This is a genomic window from Trueperaceae bacterium (assembly GCA_023954415.1).
Taxonomy (GTDB): Bacteria; Deinococcota; Deinococci; order Deinococcales; family Trueperaceae; genus JAAYYF01.
Map to the genome: position 1 here is coordinate 222,436 of JAMLIB010000002.1, position 15,062 is coordinate 237,497.

Consider the following 15,062-nt stretch of genomic DNA (forward strand, 5'->3'; position numbering starts at 1 on the left):
CATGTACAAGCCCTCGACACGTCCACCGTCCGCCCGGTCACCCACCCCGTGCGACCCCCGGTTACGCTTCGCACATGCAGCCCTCGAACGCCGGCGTCCGGCCCGCCCGACGCCCAGAACCGTCGTCCGCCAGATGACCGGCGCCGCCGACCTCGTCTGGCTCGTCGTCCTCGTCGTCTCCGCCAGCGTCTGGCTCGGCGGCCTCCTGACCATGCCCGTGGTGGCCAGAGCCGCGAGCGCCACGCTGGCCCCGCTCGACCGCGTGGCCTTCTTCAGGGCGCTAGGCCGCGCCTACCTGCCCGTCGGCGGGTCGGCGCTCACCCTGGCCCTCCTCAGCGGCGCCGTGCTCCTGCGCGAGCGTGAGTGGGACGGGCTCCTCGTAGCCAGCGCCATCACGGCCGCCGCGCTTGTCGGAGCGCTGGCCCTCGGGGTCGCGCAGGCGCGGCGGATGACGCGCCTGCGCCAGGCGGCAGGCGCCGCGCCGCAGGACGCCGACTTGGGCGGCCGCGTCCGCCGCGGCGGCCGGTCGGCCGTGGCGTTGCGCGCGCTCATCGGCCTGCTCAGCCTCGCCCTCGTCGTGCTCGGCTGTCTCCTCCTCACCTGAGGCGCCCCACCCCGCCTGGCGCGTTCCGTCACGTCTTACACTCACGCATGGCGAAGCCCCTACCAGACCGCAAGGACGTAGACCCCGCCTTCACCTGGAACCTCCAGGCCGCGTACGAGACCGAGGCGGCGTTCGAGGCCGACCTCGCAGGCGCCGACCAGGACCTCACCCGCCTCCTCGCCTTCCAGGGGCGGCTAGGCGAAGGCGCCAAGGTCGTAGCCGACTTCTTCGACGCCTACTGGCCCACGCTCGAGAAGCTGCAGCGGCTGCGCATCTACGCCACCATGCCGCTGGCCGTCGACCAGAACGACCAGGCGGGGCGCGCGCGGGCCGGGCGCTTCCAGGCGCTCGCGGCGCGCTTCAGCACGGACCTCGCGTTCGCGCAGCCCGAGCTCCTCGCCATCGGCGCCGAGCGCCTCGCCAGGTTCCAGGCGCAAGAGCCCCGCCTCGCGGACCTGACGCGCTACTTCGAGCGGCTCGAGGAGAGCCGGCCGCACGTGCGCAGCTCGGAGGTCGAGGACGTGATCGGCCGCGCCGCCGACCCCGCCAGCGCCTTCGAGCGCGCCTACAACTCCCTCGCGAACGGCGAGCTGCCGTTCAAGGCGGTGGAGCATGCGGGCCAGACACACGAGGTGGCGCGCAGCACGTACCCTTCCCTGATCGCGTCGCCGGACAGGGGGCTGAGGGAGAAAGCGTACGACTCGTACACGCGTGCGTTCCTGGCCCATAAGGACACGCTCACGGACCTTTACGTCGGGCGCATCAAGCAGTCCGTCTTCACGGCCCGCGTGCGCGGCTACGAGGACACCGTGGCCGAGCAGCTCGAGCCGCGCGAGGTGCCGCGCGAGGTCCTCACCAACGTGCTCGACGTGTTCAAGAAGAACGTCGGCGTCTGGCACCGCTACTGGGAGGCGCGCCGCAAGCTCCTGGGGGTCGAGAGGCTCGCCGAATGGGACGTGTTCGCGCCCCTCGCCGACACGCCGCCGCTACCGTACTCGCGGGCGATAGAGCACGTGCTCGCCGGCATGGCCCCACTGGGAGAGGAGTACCTGACGCCCCTACGCAAGGGCCTGCTCGAGGACCGCTGGGTGGACGTGTACCCGAACAGGGGCAAGCGCGACGGGGCGTTCGCGACGCGGTTCTACCGCGGACAGTCCTACGTCATGATGAGCTACCAGGACAACCTGGAGAGCATGAGCACCCTGGCGCACGAGCTTGGGCACGTCATGCACTCCCGGCTGATGGACGAGCGCCAGCCGCTGGCCAACGCTAACTACGCCATGATCGTGGCGGAGACGGCCTCCAACTTCAACCAGGCGCTCGTGCGCGCTCACCTCCTGAGCGTCACGACCGAGCGCCAGGCGCGCCTCGCCGTCCTCGAGGAGGCGTTCCACAACTTCCACCGCTACTTCTTCATCATGCCGACCCTCGTGCGCTTCGAGTTGGAGACGCACCAGGCCGTGGAGCGAGGCGAGGGGCTGACGGCGCAGCGGCTCGTGAGCAGCATGCAGCGGCTCTATCAGGAAGGTTACGGCGCCGCCATCCAGGCCGACGAGCGCACGGGCATAACGTGGGCGCAGTTCGGACACCTGTACATGCCGTTCTACACGTTCCAGTACGCCGTCGGCATCGCGGCGGCCGCGGCCCTCGCGGCCGACGTGCGCGCCGGCTTCGAGCGCGGGGACGACGAGCCCGCGCGGCGTTACCTCGAGTTCCTGAAGGCGGGCTCGGCGCTCAAACCGCTCGACCTCTTCCGCTCCGCGGGCGTAGACATGGCGACGCCCGCGCCCATCGAGAAGGCGTTCGCGGTGGTGGAAGGCCACGTGCGCGAGCTGGAGGAGCTGGCCGCGAGCGCCTGAGGCCATGACGCCGTTCCTGGAACTGATGCTGGTGCTGGCGATCGTGGTGGCAGGCGCGAAGCTGGCCGGTTGGGCGTTGGGGCTGCTCGGTCAGCCGACCGTCGTGGGCGAGATCGCCTTCGGCCTGCTGCTGGGTCCTACGGCGCTGGACCTCCTCGGCATGCCCCTTCTCACACATGCAGCCGAGACCGGCGAGACCATCAAGCTCCTCGGCGAGCTGGGCGTGGTGCTGCTCATGTTCGTGGCCGGCCTGGAGACGGACATGCCTGCCATGCGCAAGGTGGGCATGCCCGCGCTCGTCTCCGCGGCGGGCGGGGTCGTGCTGCCGTTGGCAGCGGGCACCGGTTTCGGACTCCTCGTAGGCATGCCCATGGCGGAGGCCGTGTTCGTCGGCACCATCCTCACGGCGACCAGCGTCTCCATCAGCGCTCAGACGCTCCTCGAGCTGAAGAAGCTGCGCACGAAGGAGGGGATGACCATCCTGGGCGCGGCGGTGATAGACGACGTGCTCGGCATCCTGATCCTCTCCGTCGTAGTGGCGCTCTTCGCGAGCGGCGGCAGCGCCGTGCCCATCTGGCTCGTGGCCCTGAAGATGGTCGCCTACTTCGCGGTCGGCATCGCGCTCGCCCCCGTCGTCAAGGCGCTGCTCCGATGGTTCGACAGGCTCCCGATCGCCCAACCGCTGGTCGCGCTCGCGCTCGTCCTCGTCCTCTTCTACTCGTGGGCGGCGGAGTATTGGGGCGGCGTGGCGGCCATCACGGGCGCCTACCTCGTCGGCATCCTCATCGGCCAGACGGAGTTCAAGCACCGGCTCGAGAAGGCGACGCAGGTCTTCGCCTACGGCTTCTTCGTCTCCATCTTCTTCGTCGACATCGGCCTGCGTGCGAACCTGCGCGAGGCCTTGGGCGGACCGCTCGTGTGGGTCGCCCTGGCCATCATCGTCATCGCCGTCCTCACGAAGGTGCTCGGCTCAGGTTTCGGGGCGCGCGTCATGGGGTTCAGCAACTTCGAGGCGCTCCGCGTCGGCGCGGGCATGGTCTCGAGGGGCGAGGTGGGCCTCATCGTGGCGGCCATCGGCGTCGAGCGGGGGGTCATCCCCCAGGACCTGTTCGCGATCATGGTCCTGATGGTCGTGGTGACGACGCTCGTCACCCCGCTGTTCCTGCGGGCCACCTTCAAGTTCGGACCGCCGTCGGAAGAGCCGCGCGACGAGGCACGCGAGGTGAGCGCCCAGGCAGCCGGAGGCTCCTGAGAGGAGCAGGTCCTTGATCTCGGACGTTACCGCCGACGTGGCGATCATCGGCGCCGGCATCGTCGGCGCGGCGGCGGCGTTCCGGCTGGCCGAGGGTGGCGCCAAGGTCGTCGTCCTCGAGGCGGCCGCCGCACCGGCCACCGGCTCGACCGGCAAGAGCGCGGCGGGGGTTCGGGTCCAGTTCAGCGAGGCCGTCAACATCGAGCTCTCTTGGGCGTCCATCCGGGAGTACCGGGCCTTCCAGGAGCTCTACGGCGCCAGCTCGGGCTACGACCCGTTGGGCTACCTCTTCCTCGTGCCGGAAGAGCATGCGGCCGCCCACCGCGCTTCGACCGACCTGCAACGGCGGCTCGGCGTGCCGGTGGCTGAGCTAGGGCCGGAGGACGCCCAGGCGCTCGTGCCGTTCGCCGCCGAGGGGGTGGTGCTGGCCACGTTCGGAAGCGCCGACGGGATCATCGACCCCCACGCCGTCACGCTCGCGTACCTGACCATGGCCAAGCGGCACGGCGCGCGCGTCTTCGTCGACTCGCCCGTGCGCTCGGCCGTATGGGACGGCGCGAGCTGGCGGTTGGGCGTGGCCGCGGCCGCGCGAGTGAGCTCCGCGCTCGGCGCGACGGACCCGGTCGCGTCGGTCGCCCCGGTCGGCGCGACCGGCCCGATCAGCGCGACCGCCGGGGTCCGTGCGGCATTGACGGTGAGCGCGGGCATGGTCGTGAACGCCGCTGGGGCGTGGGCCGGCGAAGTAGCGGCGCTGGCCGGGCTACGAGTGCCGGTCGTGCCCGTGCTGCGCAGCGTGTACGCCACCGCCCCCCTGCCCGAACCGCACCGCTACCCGCTCACCGTCGACGTTGCCAGCGGCTACTACTTGAGGAGCGAGGGGCGGCGCGTGATCATGGGGCGGTCCAACCCGGAGCAGCCTCCCGGCTTCTTCCAGGGTGGCGACATGCAAGACCTGGAGCGCGTCGTCACGTTCGGCATGGCGCGTTTCCCGTGGCTCGCCGATGCCGGCCTGGACCGGCGCGCGTCCTGGTGGGGCTACTACGAGGTGACGCCCGACGACCAGCCCGTCCTCGGGCGCATGCCGCCGTTGGCGCCCGGCGCCTCCGCCTGGCTGAACGCCTGCGGTTTCTCGGGTCACGGCGTGCAGCAGGCCGCGATGGTCGGCCGGTTGATCGCCGAGGAGGCGCTTCGGGGCAAGGCGACGGCCCTCGACATCACCCCGCTGCGCTACGAGCGTTTCCTGGACGAGAGCGGCGAGTACAGGGCCACCCGGCGACGCGAACTGAACATCGTCTGAGCGGCGTCAGCGGCCCGGCCGCAGTGCGAACCCCACGCCGAAGCGGTTCCAGCCGTTGATGGTGACGATGAGCAACGTCAGGTCGGCGAGCCCGCCCCCTCCGAACTGGGCGAGGGCGGCCTCGTAGGCGTCGTCGGGAGCGCCGACGTCGGGCAGTAGCGTGATGACCTCCGTCCAAGCGAGGGCCGCGCGCTCCCGCTCCGTGTAGACACCTTCCGCCTCACGCCAGGCGGCCAGGAGGTCGAGGCGCTCATCGCTCTCGCCCGCGGCTCGCGCGTCCTTCGTATGCATGGCGAGGCAGTACGCGCAGCCGTTGAGTTGTGACGCCCGGATCTTCACCAACTCGTAGAGCGAGCGCTCGATGCCCAGGCGTTTGCACGCCCTCTCCAGCGCGACCATGGCCTCGAGCACCGCCGGCGAGGCCTTGGCGTAATCGATCCTTTCGTGCATCCGGTCCTCCTATCCACCCCCCACGGGGGAGCGACGTCGGAACTCAGGCGATCGACCTCAGTGCCAGCCGCGTCGCCGCCAGGTCGAACATGGAGTGCCCGACGCTCTTGAAGAGTACCGGCCGAGGCCCGCGCCGGAAGCCTTCCAGTACTCCGACGAGTTCGCCGGCGCCCGCCCAGCTCCAGGTGCCGGCCGCGACCGCCTGGATCAGGTCGCCCGCCTCTGCCCGCGCGCCAGCAAGCGTGTCCACGATGACCTGGCAGCGTCCGACCACGGCAGGAGCCAGTTCGGCCATCGCAGGAGTGAAGGCGCCGACAGCGATCAGGGTCGCCTCGGGGCGAAGCGAGGCTGCGACGGCGTCGCCCAACACAGGGGCCACGGAGTCGGTGGTCGTTACGACCGTGTCCGCGCCCTCGACGGCCCGGATCAGGGACTCGGGTTCGACGACCTCCGCCGCGAGGCCGAAGGCGGCGGCGTGCCGGGCGAGCGCGCCGGCCCTACCGGCGTTCCGCCCGTGCACGAGCACGCGTTCCACCGCCGACCCGGCGGCGAACGCCTCGACGTGCCCACGGGCCTGGGTGCCGGCGCCCACGACCAGCAACGTCCGCGTGTCGGCCGCCACGCTGCGAGCGGCAAGCAGCGACAGCGCCGCGGTGCGCCGCGTCGTCACGGTGGTCCCATCCAAGACGACGAGCGGCCGGCCGTCGACTGCGTCCACGGCGACGACGACCGCCTGGACGGTCGGAAGGCCCCGGCCGGCGTTCAGTGGGTGCACGCTGCCGACCTTGACGATGGCGGCCCGAGCGTCGGCGGCGGCCATCGAGAGGAAGGTGCCACCCCCGGGCAGAGGCAGCGTGCCGCGCTCCAGCGCGCTCACCTCACCCCGCACGGCCGCGCGCAGGACGGCGGCTATCTCGGCAGCGAGCTCCGGGTACGGGAGGAGGGCGGCGGTCTCGGCGGCGTCGAACACTAGCATGCCCAAGGTTCGCCCGTCGCCGCCCCACCCTGCAAGCCCGCGGGGCTCATGCCGGCCGAGCCCCTCCTGGAGCCATGGCCTCGCTGCTCTTGTATTCAATACCGTTATTCGATATCATTCATCCTTGTGCCAACGAAGAGCTCTCGCCTCCGAGAAACCCCGGGCCGCGAGGGATCGTGGCCCGATCACGGCTCGGCCGGGCGCTCGGAGGTCAAATGATACTATTTTATGATATCATGAATGATCTCGCGAGCGAAGGTCCCTTGTGAGCCCCGACCCGGGCGCCAAGGCGCCGGCCAAGCGTGGAAGCGTCGGCATCCCCAAGCGGCCGACCGCGCAGAGGCCAACGCAAGCCAAGCCCCCTCACCAAGCGGCGGGGGCAGGGACCGGCACCATGCGCCACAAGGGCTACACGGCGAAGGTGATCTACGACGACGCGAGCGGCCTGCTGCGCGGGGAGGTCATCGACCTCCAGGACGACATCTCCTTCTCCGCCCCTGCGGTCGCGCAGCTCAGACGCGAGTTCCACGCCGCCGTCGACGGCTATCTGCTCGACTGCGCCACCCGCGGGGTGGAGCCGGCCAAGCCGTTCTCCGGCAAGGTCCTGCTCCGCATGCCGCCCGACCTGCATAGGAAGGCGACCATCACGGCGGCCGCGCTCGACGTGAGCCTGAACGACTTCCTCGTGGCCAGCATCGAGGTGGGGGTGGCGCGCATCGCTGCGGTGCGCCAGGACGACCAGCCCTGACCAAGCCCCGCCGGCGCATCACGCACCGCTAGCCCACCGCAGCGCGTCGGCGCCTCGCCTTACGTTCGCACCCGGCCTGCTCCGCGCCTGCGCTTACCCGTCTCCCCTGGCGAGCCGGTTCCTCACGTCGACCACGAGCGAACGGACCGCGTCGTCCACCTCGGCGAGCCAGGCTTGCCTTAGTTCGTTCGACGATGCGGCCACGCCGCCGAAGCGCAGGCGCCTGAAGTCGGTCACGCCGCCGGTACCCAGGATCACGCGCTCCCAGAGGTTGACGAGCGCGTCGCCCCCGAAGCCACGCTCCAACTCCTCGCCGCCGTTGGCGGTGTTCACCAGCAGCGCGGACCTGGCCCTGAGCAGCCCCGCCATGCCGGCCGGGCCGTGCGCGTACACGATCCCCTCGCGCATGACCCGGTCGATCCACCCCTTCAGGATGGCGGGAACGTTGAAGAACCAGACCGGATGCACGATCACGAAGGCATCGGTGGCCAGCACGTCGGCGACGTAACGGGCCACGAGCTCGTCGGCCAGCTCCGTGGTGCCGACCTCGCAGGTCGGCATGCGCGGGTCGAAGCCGTCAGCGTACAGGTCGTGCACTCGCACGTCGGCGCCGACGCTCGCGAGCGCGGCTCGAGCGGCGCGCGCCAGGGCGGCGGACAGGCTCCCCGCGGACGGGTGCGCGAGGACCAGCGTAACTACCGGGGCGCTCATGCGCCCCCATGGAAACGTCCGCCGGACTCCGCCAGCTCGACGAGCGATCGCGGGGGCGCGAACCGCTCGCCGTGCCTCTGGGCGAGCGCGCTCAAGCGCGCCACCACGCTCGCCGCACCCTCGCGGTCGATCAGGAAGAACGGACCGCCGCGGAACGGGGGGAAGCCCAGGCCGAACACGGCCCCGACATCGCCGTCGCGCGCCGAGCGCAGTACGCCCTCCTCCAGGCAGAGCACCGCCTCGCGCACGAACGCGAGGGCCAGGCGTTGGGCAAGCTCGGCGCCCGCGCCGTCGGCCCCGCTTCGTGTCGCGCCCTCGGCTCCTCGCCTATCGCCCCCACGGAAACCGGCGATCCTGAGCGCCTCGGCGTCCAGCTCCTTGGCGCGCCGGCTGCCCTCGTAGCGGTAGAACCCTTTGCCGACCTTGCGTCCCAGGTAGCCGGCAGCGACCAGCTCGGCGCTCGCGCGGCTCCGCGCCAGTCCGCGCAACGACATGAGCGGCTCAAGGACCTTCTCGATCTTGGCCCCGACGTCGATCCCGACGTCGTCGAGGAGCGCAAGCGGCCCCAGCGGGAAGCCGTAGCCCACCATGGCCGCCTCGAGCGCGTGTGGGTCGGAGCCTTCGTCCAGCGCGCGCATGGCCTCCGCGATGTAGACGGAGAGTACGCGCGTCGTGTAGAAGCCCGGGCCGTCGTTGACGACGATCGTAGTCTTGCCCTGACGCGCGCCGACGTAGAAGGCGGTCGCCGTGGCCCAGTCGGCCGTGCGATCGGCGACGACTATCTCGAGCAGCGGCATCTTCGGCACCGGGGAGAAGTAGTGCATCCCGATGACCGCCTCGGGGTGCACCGCGCCCTCGGCGATCTCGGCGATGCGGATGGCCGAGGTGTTGGAGGCGAACACGTGCCGCTCGCCGGCGGTAGCGCGCTCGACCTCGGAGAGCACCTTCCGCTTCAGGCTCGGCTCCTCGAGCACGGCCTCGATGGTCAGCCGCGCGCCCGAGACCTTGGAGTAGTCGTCTATCGGAACGACGCGCTCGACGAGCTGGTCGCGCTCGAACGCCGTGCGGCCGTTGCCGACGCGCGCCGACAGGCCGCGATAGACGCTCGCCTTGCCCTTGAGCGCGAGCTCCGGGTCGCGGTCCTTCAGGAGTACCCGCAGGCCACCGGCGGCGGACACTTCCGCGATGCCCGAGCCCATGAGGCCCGCGCCGAGCACCGCCACCGTCTCGACAGGCAGCGCCTCGCCCCTGAAGGGGTTCTTCTTGGCCGCCGTCTGTGCGAAGAACAGGTGGATGAGGGCGCGCGCCTCCGACGTGAACAGCAGCCGCGCGAAGCCGGCGGCGCTCTCGGCGAAGCCGGCCTGCCGACCTCCCCGCGCGACGGCGGTGAGCGAGCGCAGGATCTCGTCGACAGCCGGGTAGTTGCCGTGCGTGCGCTCGAGCGCCCTCGAACGGGCCTGCCGCAGCACCAGCTCGCGTCCGGGGCGCGTCTCCAGCGCCCACCAGACGACCGAGCGCTTGACCGCGCGCGGCTTCAGCTTGCCCGAAGCGAGCCCCTGAGCCGCCGCGACCGCCGCCGCTAGCAGCCCCTCCGGGTGCACGAGCGCGTCCACCAACCCGGCCCTCAGCGCCTGGCGCGGGAACAGGTTGCGGCCGCTTAGGATCATGTCCGCCGCTTGCGCAAGGCCGACGCGCTCCGGCAGCCTGACGCAGCCTCCCAGCCCCGGCAGCAGCCCGAGTTGCACCTCGGGCAGACCGATGCGGGTGCCTGAGCCGGTGCCGGCCAGGCGGTAGCGCATCGCCATCACCAGCTCGGTGCCGCCGCCGAGGCAGGCGCCGTCGATCGCGGCCACGAGCGGCTTGCCGCAACCTTCGATGCGGTCGAGCAGGGAGTTGCCTTGGCGGATCGCCGCCTCGACCTCGGCCGGCGAGGCGTAGTCGAGGAAGGCCGACACGTCGGCCCCGGCCAGGAACGAACCCGGCCGCGAACTGCACAGCACGGCGCCGATCACGCCCGGGTCCGCGACCAGCTCCTCGACCGCTTGCGAGAGCGCGCCCAGCAGCGCGGTATCGAGCAGGTTGACCGGGCGCGCCGGCTGGTCGACGACGAGCAGCGCGACATCGCCGCGCCGCTCGACACGCAGCCCCGAGGATGCCGCGTCCGACGGCCTCACGGCGCACCTCTCGGCAGACGCTCGCTCACCGGCGCGCGACCGGCGCGCGCTGCCATGCGTCTCGCGGCGGCGCAGGGCTGGTCCCCGTCGGGGAGGGGCCCGGTGTTACCCCGAGTCAGCGCGTGCCAGACGTGATCGCCGATCAGTACGGGAGGGAGGCTCGCCGGCCCGGTGTCGCCCGAGAGGCTCGCGGCGTGAGCTTTTTCCGCGCGCATACCGTCCATTACAGCAATATCGTATGCCTCAAGTGAAAGCTCGCGTCGCGAAGTTATTCGAGAACCCGTTCTTGCGGCGGGTCGGCTGGCACCTCAGGCGGCTGTCGGATCAGATGGAGGCGGGCTTCTTCAGGTCCCTCCTGATCGGGCTCGTCGTCATCCTGCTGTTCATCTCGCTGATCGTATGGGCGTTCGAGACGGATCACACGCTGGCCGTCTTCGGCGCCTCGTTCTACTGGGCGGCGACCACCGTGCTCGGCCAGGGCGACGCCTCGTTCGCGTCCGGACCCGTCGGCTGGGTGATGGGGTGGCTGTTGGGGCTGTTCGGCGTCGCGATAGTCGCGACCATCACCGGCGCGCTGGTCGGGTTCATGATCGATTTCCTCCTCAAGGAAGGGCAAGGCATGGGTGCATCCGGTTACAGGGGCCACATCGTCGTCTGCGGTTGGAACGCGACGGCTCGCAACCTCATCGAGGAGCTGAAGGAGGACGAGTACGGCGGCCGCGTCGTGCTCGTCTACGACTCCGAGAAGAGCCCCGCCGGCGACGGCATCTACTTCGTGCGCGGCTCCGACACGTCGGAGGCCGACCTGAAACGCGCCGGGATCGAGCATGCTCGCTCGGCCATCGTGTGCCCTTCCGACGGAACGGACGAGGCCGACATGCACTCGATACTCGTCGTGCTCGCCATCGAGTCGGTGGCGCCCGAGGTGCGCACCGTCGTCGAGGTCAACAACCCGAAGCACACTCAGCACTTCCGCCGCGCCCACGTCGACGAGTTCCTCGTCACGTCGGTCCTGTCCTCGCATCTGCTGGCCAGGTCGGCGATGTACCCGGGGCTCTCCGAACTCGTCACCGACATCGTCTCGGGCGGCGAGGGCTCGGAACTCTACCGGGTCGAGCTGCCGGACGACTGCGTCGACAAGCCGATAGACGAGGTCTCCGCCTGGCTGCGCAGGACCCACGCCGCCACCCTGCTCGCGGTGGCGCGCGAGGGCGTCACGCACACCAACCCGGCCGCCGACTTCAAGCTCGCTGCCGGCGACGACCTGGTGGTGCTGGCGGAGTCGCTCGGTAAGCTCACGCCGTACGAGCGCGCGGCGGCGCCGGCTTGAGCCCCGCCGCCTAGCGCGGTCCCGGTCCAGCCCGGAGGCCGCCTGCCATGCTCACGAGCCCACCCGCTCGAGGAGTAGCGCATGCCCCTGCCCGCCCGCGGCGCACGCCGCCACGAGCGCGAACCGCCCGCCCTCCACGTTCAGGCGGTGCGCGGCCGTGCCCACGAGGCGCGCGCCCGTTGCGCCGAACGGGTGGCCTAGGGAGACGGAGCCGCCCCACGGGTTCACCTTGTCCATGTCCACCTCGGTCGTGAAGGCGCCCGCGAGGCCCAGCCGCTCCCGGCCGAACGCGGCGCTCTCCAAGGCGCGCAGGACGGCCAACACCTGACCGGCGAAGGCCTCGTGGAGCTCGACGACGTCGATGTCGCTCCACGCCAGCCCGTTGCGGGCGAGCAGCCGCGGGATGGCGTAGGCGGGCCCGAGCAGCAACTCGTCCTTGGGGTCCTGCGCCACGAACACGAAGTCGCGGACCCGCGCCAGGTTCGTGCGCCCCTCGGCAACCGCCCGCTCCTCGGCCATCACGAGCACGGCCGCGGCCCCGTCGGTCAGCGGGCTCGCGTTGCCCGCGGTGACGGTGCCGAACGGCTTGACGAAGGCAGGCGGCAACTTCGCCAGGCGCTCCAAGCTCGTGTCCTCCCGCACGCCGTTGTCGACCGCCACGACCTGCCCCTTGGGAGGCACGGCCACGGGCACGATCTCCTCCGCCAGCCGCTCGCGGTGCGCCGCCGCGCCCTGGTGGGAGCGCAGGGCGTAGGCGTCCTGCTCCGCGCGGGTGACGCCGAACTTGGCGGCCAGCCGGTCGGCGCTCTCCCCCATGCTCTCGCCCGTCGAGAACTCCGCGATGGCGGGCGCCTGCGGCAGCAGGTCCTTGAGCTTCAGGCCCCTGAAGAACGCCGGCCAGTCCTTGAGGCCCTTGTAGCGGCGGCTGTCGAAGAAGCGCCGCCGCACCTCGCGCTTGAAGCCGACCGGCACGTCGCCGAGCATCTCGACCCCGCCCGCGATGACGACCTCCGCCTGGCCGGCCAGGACGGCAAGGGCGGCGTCTGCGACGGCGCGGTTGCTCGAGATGCAGGCGAGCGTCACGGTGTGCGCCGGCACGCCGTCCGGCACGCCCGCCGCGAGCGCCGCGTCGCGCGCCACGTTGCTCGTGGCGACGTTCTGCACCACCGTGCCCATGACGACCTGGTCGACCTCGCCGCCCGGCAGGTCGGCGCGCGCGAGCAGGCCGGCGAGCGCCATGCGGGCGAGGTCGTAAGCGATCAGCTCGCGGTAGTCGCTGCCAGCGCGGCTGAAGGGCACGCGCGCGGCGGCGGCGATGACGGACGCGCGCCCCGCTGCAGCCGGGCCGTTACTGTTCGGTGAGCCCATAGTGCCCGAAGTCTAACGTTGGGGGCGCCTACCCGCCGAACCCCTCCAACACGGCCGTGAGCGCCGCGTCCGGCTGGGGCCGCGCCCCTACGCGCTCCACGACCCAGGCCGAGACGCGGTTCGCCAGGCGCGCGGCCTCGGCGGCCGAGCCGCCCCCGCGCCAGGCGGCGAGGAACGCCCCGGCGAACGAGTCGCCCGCCCCCGTCGAGTCGACGAGCCTGGCCGGCGCGGCGGCGAAGTAGGCGCCCTCGCCCGCCCCGTGCACGTAGCAGCCGGACGCGTCCAGCTTCAGGACGACGAGCGCGCCGCCGTACAGCTCCGCGAGCCGCGCTCCGATGGCCTCGGGCTCACGCTCGCCGGACAAGACCTGGCCCTCCTCGAGGTTCGGGAAGACGGCATCGGCGCCGAGGTCGGTCGTGTAGCTCAGGAACCGATCGACGCCCAGCTGCGAGATCATCTGGAAAGACCCGGGATCGAACGATACGCGCGCGCCGGCCTCGCGCGCGACCGAAGCGGCTCGCCGCGCCGCGGAGCGCGGCGGGTCGCCGAAGAACGACCAGCCGTGCAGGTGCAGGTAAGCCGCCGAGCGCAGGGTCGCGAGCGGCAGCTCGGACGGCAGGAGGTAATGGTCGGCGCCCTTGCCCGAGACCATCGAGCGCTCGCCTTCCTGGTCGATCCACACGGCCACCGAGCCGGTCAGGTGTGCGTCGCTCCGCACCCAGTCGGCTGCGAGGCCCTCGGCGGCCAGCTCCTCGACGGCGAGCTGGCCGAACGAGTCGTTGCCGATCTTGCCGATGAAGCGCGTCGCTAAGCCGCAGCGCCGCGCCCACACGGCCGTGTTGGCCGCGCTCCCGCCCGGGGCGAGCTGCACCTCGCCGAACACGTCCCCGCCCGTCTGGAGCGGCGAGTTCGTACGGATGAGCACGTCCCAGGCGTAGTCGCCGACCACGACCAGGCCGGGTGCAAGGGGTGCCATCTGGGACTCCACGCCCGCCTAGAGGCGCTCGAGCTCGTCTTGCAGCTCGGTCGTCACGCGCGGGCCCGCGTCGGTCAGGTACACGTTGATCTCGCTGCGCACGCCGAAGCCCTGGAAGTAGGCGCCCGGCTCGACCGTCACCCCGATGCCGGGGCGCAGGGCGCGCGCGTCCGAGGTCTCGAAGTCGTCGAGGTGGACCGCCACGCCGTGCGGACCGTCCTTACCGAGGCTGTGCCCCGTGCGGTGGGTGAACGCGTCGCCGTAGCCGGCCTTCTCCAGCACTGCGCGAGCCGCCCGGTCGGCCTCGCCGCCGCTCGGCCACCGGCCCTCGGCGTACGCGGCACGCATGGCGGCGACGGCCGCGTCGCGCGCGCCCTTCACCGCTTCCCACACGCTCATGAGCTCGGAGGTCGGCTCGCCGTCGACACCCATCCAGGTCACGTCGGCGTAAGGCGCGCTCTTGGCGTCCACCTTCGCCCACAGGTCGATGAGCACGACGTCGCCGGGCGCGAGCGCCGCGTCCCTCACGCCCTCGATCGGGTGGTAGTGGGGGTCGCCCGCGTGCGCCCCGAAGCTCACGTTAGGGGTGGTCGCGGACACGAGCCCCAGGTCGGCGAAGCGCCGCATGATGACGGCCTGGACGGCGCACTCCCTGACCTCCTCGCCGCGCCGCGCCCGCTCGGCGAGGTAGGCGAAAGCGGCGTCCTTGGCAGCGGCGACCCCGGCGGCCGCCGTGAGGTGCTGCTCCAGCTGCTCTGGTGTCCAGACCTCGAGGACCTGCGCGACGTCGCCGGAGGACACGACCTCGACGCCGAACGACCTGATCCACTCGACGGTGCCGGCGTCGACCCGGCCGACGTACGGGTTGTCGCCGGCGGGGCTGTACTCCATGGCGACGCGGGAACGACCCTTCAGCATCGCCTCGAGCACGCCCCGCAGGCTCTCGCGGCTCGAGTAGCTGACGACGTTCACGCCGGGCGCCGGGCGCAGCGACTTGACCTCGATGGCGTGGACGGCGAGCGTCGGGAACCCCTCCCGCGGGACGAGCAGGAAGACGCGGCGGCTCGCAGTGTTGCCCTCCAGCAGCGGGCCGAGCACGGGGGCCGCCACCGGGTTGGAGCGGCGGAAGTCGTACACCAGCCAAGCGTCGAGGCCCTGCCTGCCCAGTTCGTCCTGCACGGTCGGTAACCAGTCCATGCGCGAATCATAGCCACCGCGCCGGCCCGGCCGCTCCGTCCGCGGCGAGCGGCGGATGAAGCGAGCGTAAGAGCGCCGTCACGTGAGGGGCAGTAGAATCGGTCCCATCGCCTCGGGAGA

13 protein-coding genes are annotated in these 15,062 nt (G+C 71.6%); 6 read left to right on the forward strand and 7 right to left on the reverse strand.

Annotated features, from left to right (window positions below; all coding sequences use genetic code 11):
• Window positions 1–133 precede the first annotated feature (133 nt).
• The 4 genes from M9914_03420 to M9914_03435 are packed head-to-tail and all read left to right on the forward strand — an operon-like array spanning window position 134 to window position 5,012.
• Window positions 134–604 carry a hypothetical protein gene (locus M9914_03420; protein MCO5173218.1) on the forward strand — a complete coding sequence of 157 codons (471 nt, stop codon included), beginning with the start codon at window positions 134–136 and terminating at the stop codon, window positions 602–604.
• Between the two features lie 47 nt (window positions 605–651).
• On the forward strand, window positions 652–2,463 hold the full coding sequence (gene pepF, locus M9914_03425) for an oligoendopeptidase F (protein ID MCO5173219.1): 1,812 nt from the start codon (window positions 652–654) through the stop codon (window positions 2,461–2,463).
• A gap of 4 nt (window positions 2,464–2,467) precedes the next feature.
• A complete protein-coding gene (locus tag M9914_03430; GenBank protein MCO5173220.1) occupies window positions 2,468–3,715 on the forward strand; it encodes a cation:proton antiporter in 1,248 nt (415 codons plus the stop codon).
• 13 nt (window positions 3,716–3,728) lie between these two features.
• On the forward strand, window positions 3,729–5,012 hold the full coding sequence (locus M9914_03435) for an FAD-binding oxidoreductase (GenBank protein ID MCO5173221.1): 1,284 nt from the start codon (window positions 3,729–3,731) through the stop codon (window positions 5,010–5,012).
• 6 nt (window positions 5,013–5,018) lie between these two features.
• Here M9914_03435 and M9914_03440 read toward each other — a convergent pair whose 3' ends face one another.
• On the reverse strand, window positions 5,019–5,462 hold the full coding sequence (locus M9914_03440) for a carboxymuconolactone decarboxylase family protein (GenBank protein MCO5173222.1): 444 nt from the start codon (window positions 5,460–5,462) through the stop codon (window positions 5,019–5,021).
• A 43-nt stretch (window positions 5,463–5,505) separates the two neighbouring features.
• Window positions 5,506–6,438, reverse strand: coding sequence for a delta(1)-pyrroline-2-carboxylate reductase family protein (locus M9914_03445; protein ID MCO5173223.1), 933 nt, complete (start codon window positions 6,436–6,438; stop codon window positions 5,506–5,508).
• Between the two features lie 394 nt (window positions 6,439–6,832).
• Between M9914_03445 and M9914_03450 the strand changes: the two genes are divergently transcribed.
• On the forward strand, window positions 6,833–7,186 hold the full coding sequence (locus tag M9914_03450) for a type II toxin-antitoxin system HicB family antitoxin (GenBank protein MCO5173224.1): 354 nt from the start codon (window positions 6,833–6,835) through the stop codon (window positions 7,184–7,186).
• A gap of 93 nt (window positions 7,187–7,279) precedes the next feature.
• Here M9914_03450 and M9914_03455 read toward each other — a convergent pair whose 3' ends face one another.
• Together M9914_03455 and M9914_03460 are read right to left on the reverse strand one after the other, a co-directional pair.
• Window positions 7,280–7,897, reverse strand: coding sequence for an NAD(P)H-dependent oxidoreductase (locus M9914_03455; GenBank protein ID MCO5173225.1), 618 nt, complete (start codon window positions 7,895–7,897; stop codon window positions 7,280–7,282).
• Window positions 7,894–10,071, reverse strand: coding sequence for a 3-hydroxyacyl-CoA dehydrogenase NAD-binding domain-containing protein (locus M9914_03460; GenBank protein ID MCO5173226.1), 2,178 nt, complete (start codon window positions 10,069–10,071; stop codon window positions 7,894–7,896). The genes M9914_03455 and M9914_03460 overlap by 4 nt, the downstream gene beginning before the upstream one ends.
• Window positions 10,072–10,318: 247 nt before the next feature.
• On the opposite strand from M9914_03460, the gene M9914_03465 reads away from it, so the two are divergent.
• Entirely contained in the window at window positions 10,319–11,401 is a 1,083-nt protein-coding gene (locus M9914_03465) for an NAD-binding protein (protein MCO5173227.1), read from the forward strand.
• Window positions 11,402–11,452: 51 nt separating this feature from the next.
• On the opposite strand, the gene M9914_03470 is transcribed toward M9914_03465, so the two are convergent.
• Genes M9914_03470 through M9914_03480 form a run of 3 tightly spaced genes read right to left on the reverse strand, consistent with a single transcriptional unit; the run spans window position 11,453 to window position 14,942 of the window.
• The gene (locus M9914_03470; protein MCO5173228.1) at window positions 11,453–12,769 is read right to left on the reverse strand and encodes a thiolase family protein; all 1,317 of its coding nucleotides are present in this window, start codon (window positions 12,767–12,769) and stop codon (window positions 11,453–11,455) included.
• Between the two features lie 28 nt (window positions 12,770–12,797).
• Window positions 12,798–13,745, reverse strand: coding sequence for a sugar kinase (locus M9914_03475; GenBank protein ID MCO5173229.1), 948 nt, complete (start codon window positions 13,743–13,745; stop codon window positions 12,798–12,800).
• 18 nt (window positions 13,746–13,763) lie between these two features.
• Window positions 13,764–14,942 carry a M24 family metallopeptidase gene (locus tag M9914_03480; protein ID MCO5173230.1) on the reverse strand — a complete coding sequence of 393 codons (1,179 nt, stop codon included), beginning with the start codon at window positions 14,940–14,942 and terminating at the stop codon, window positions 13,764–13,766.
• Between the last annotated feature and the right edge of the window lie 120 nt (window positions 14,943–15,062).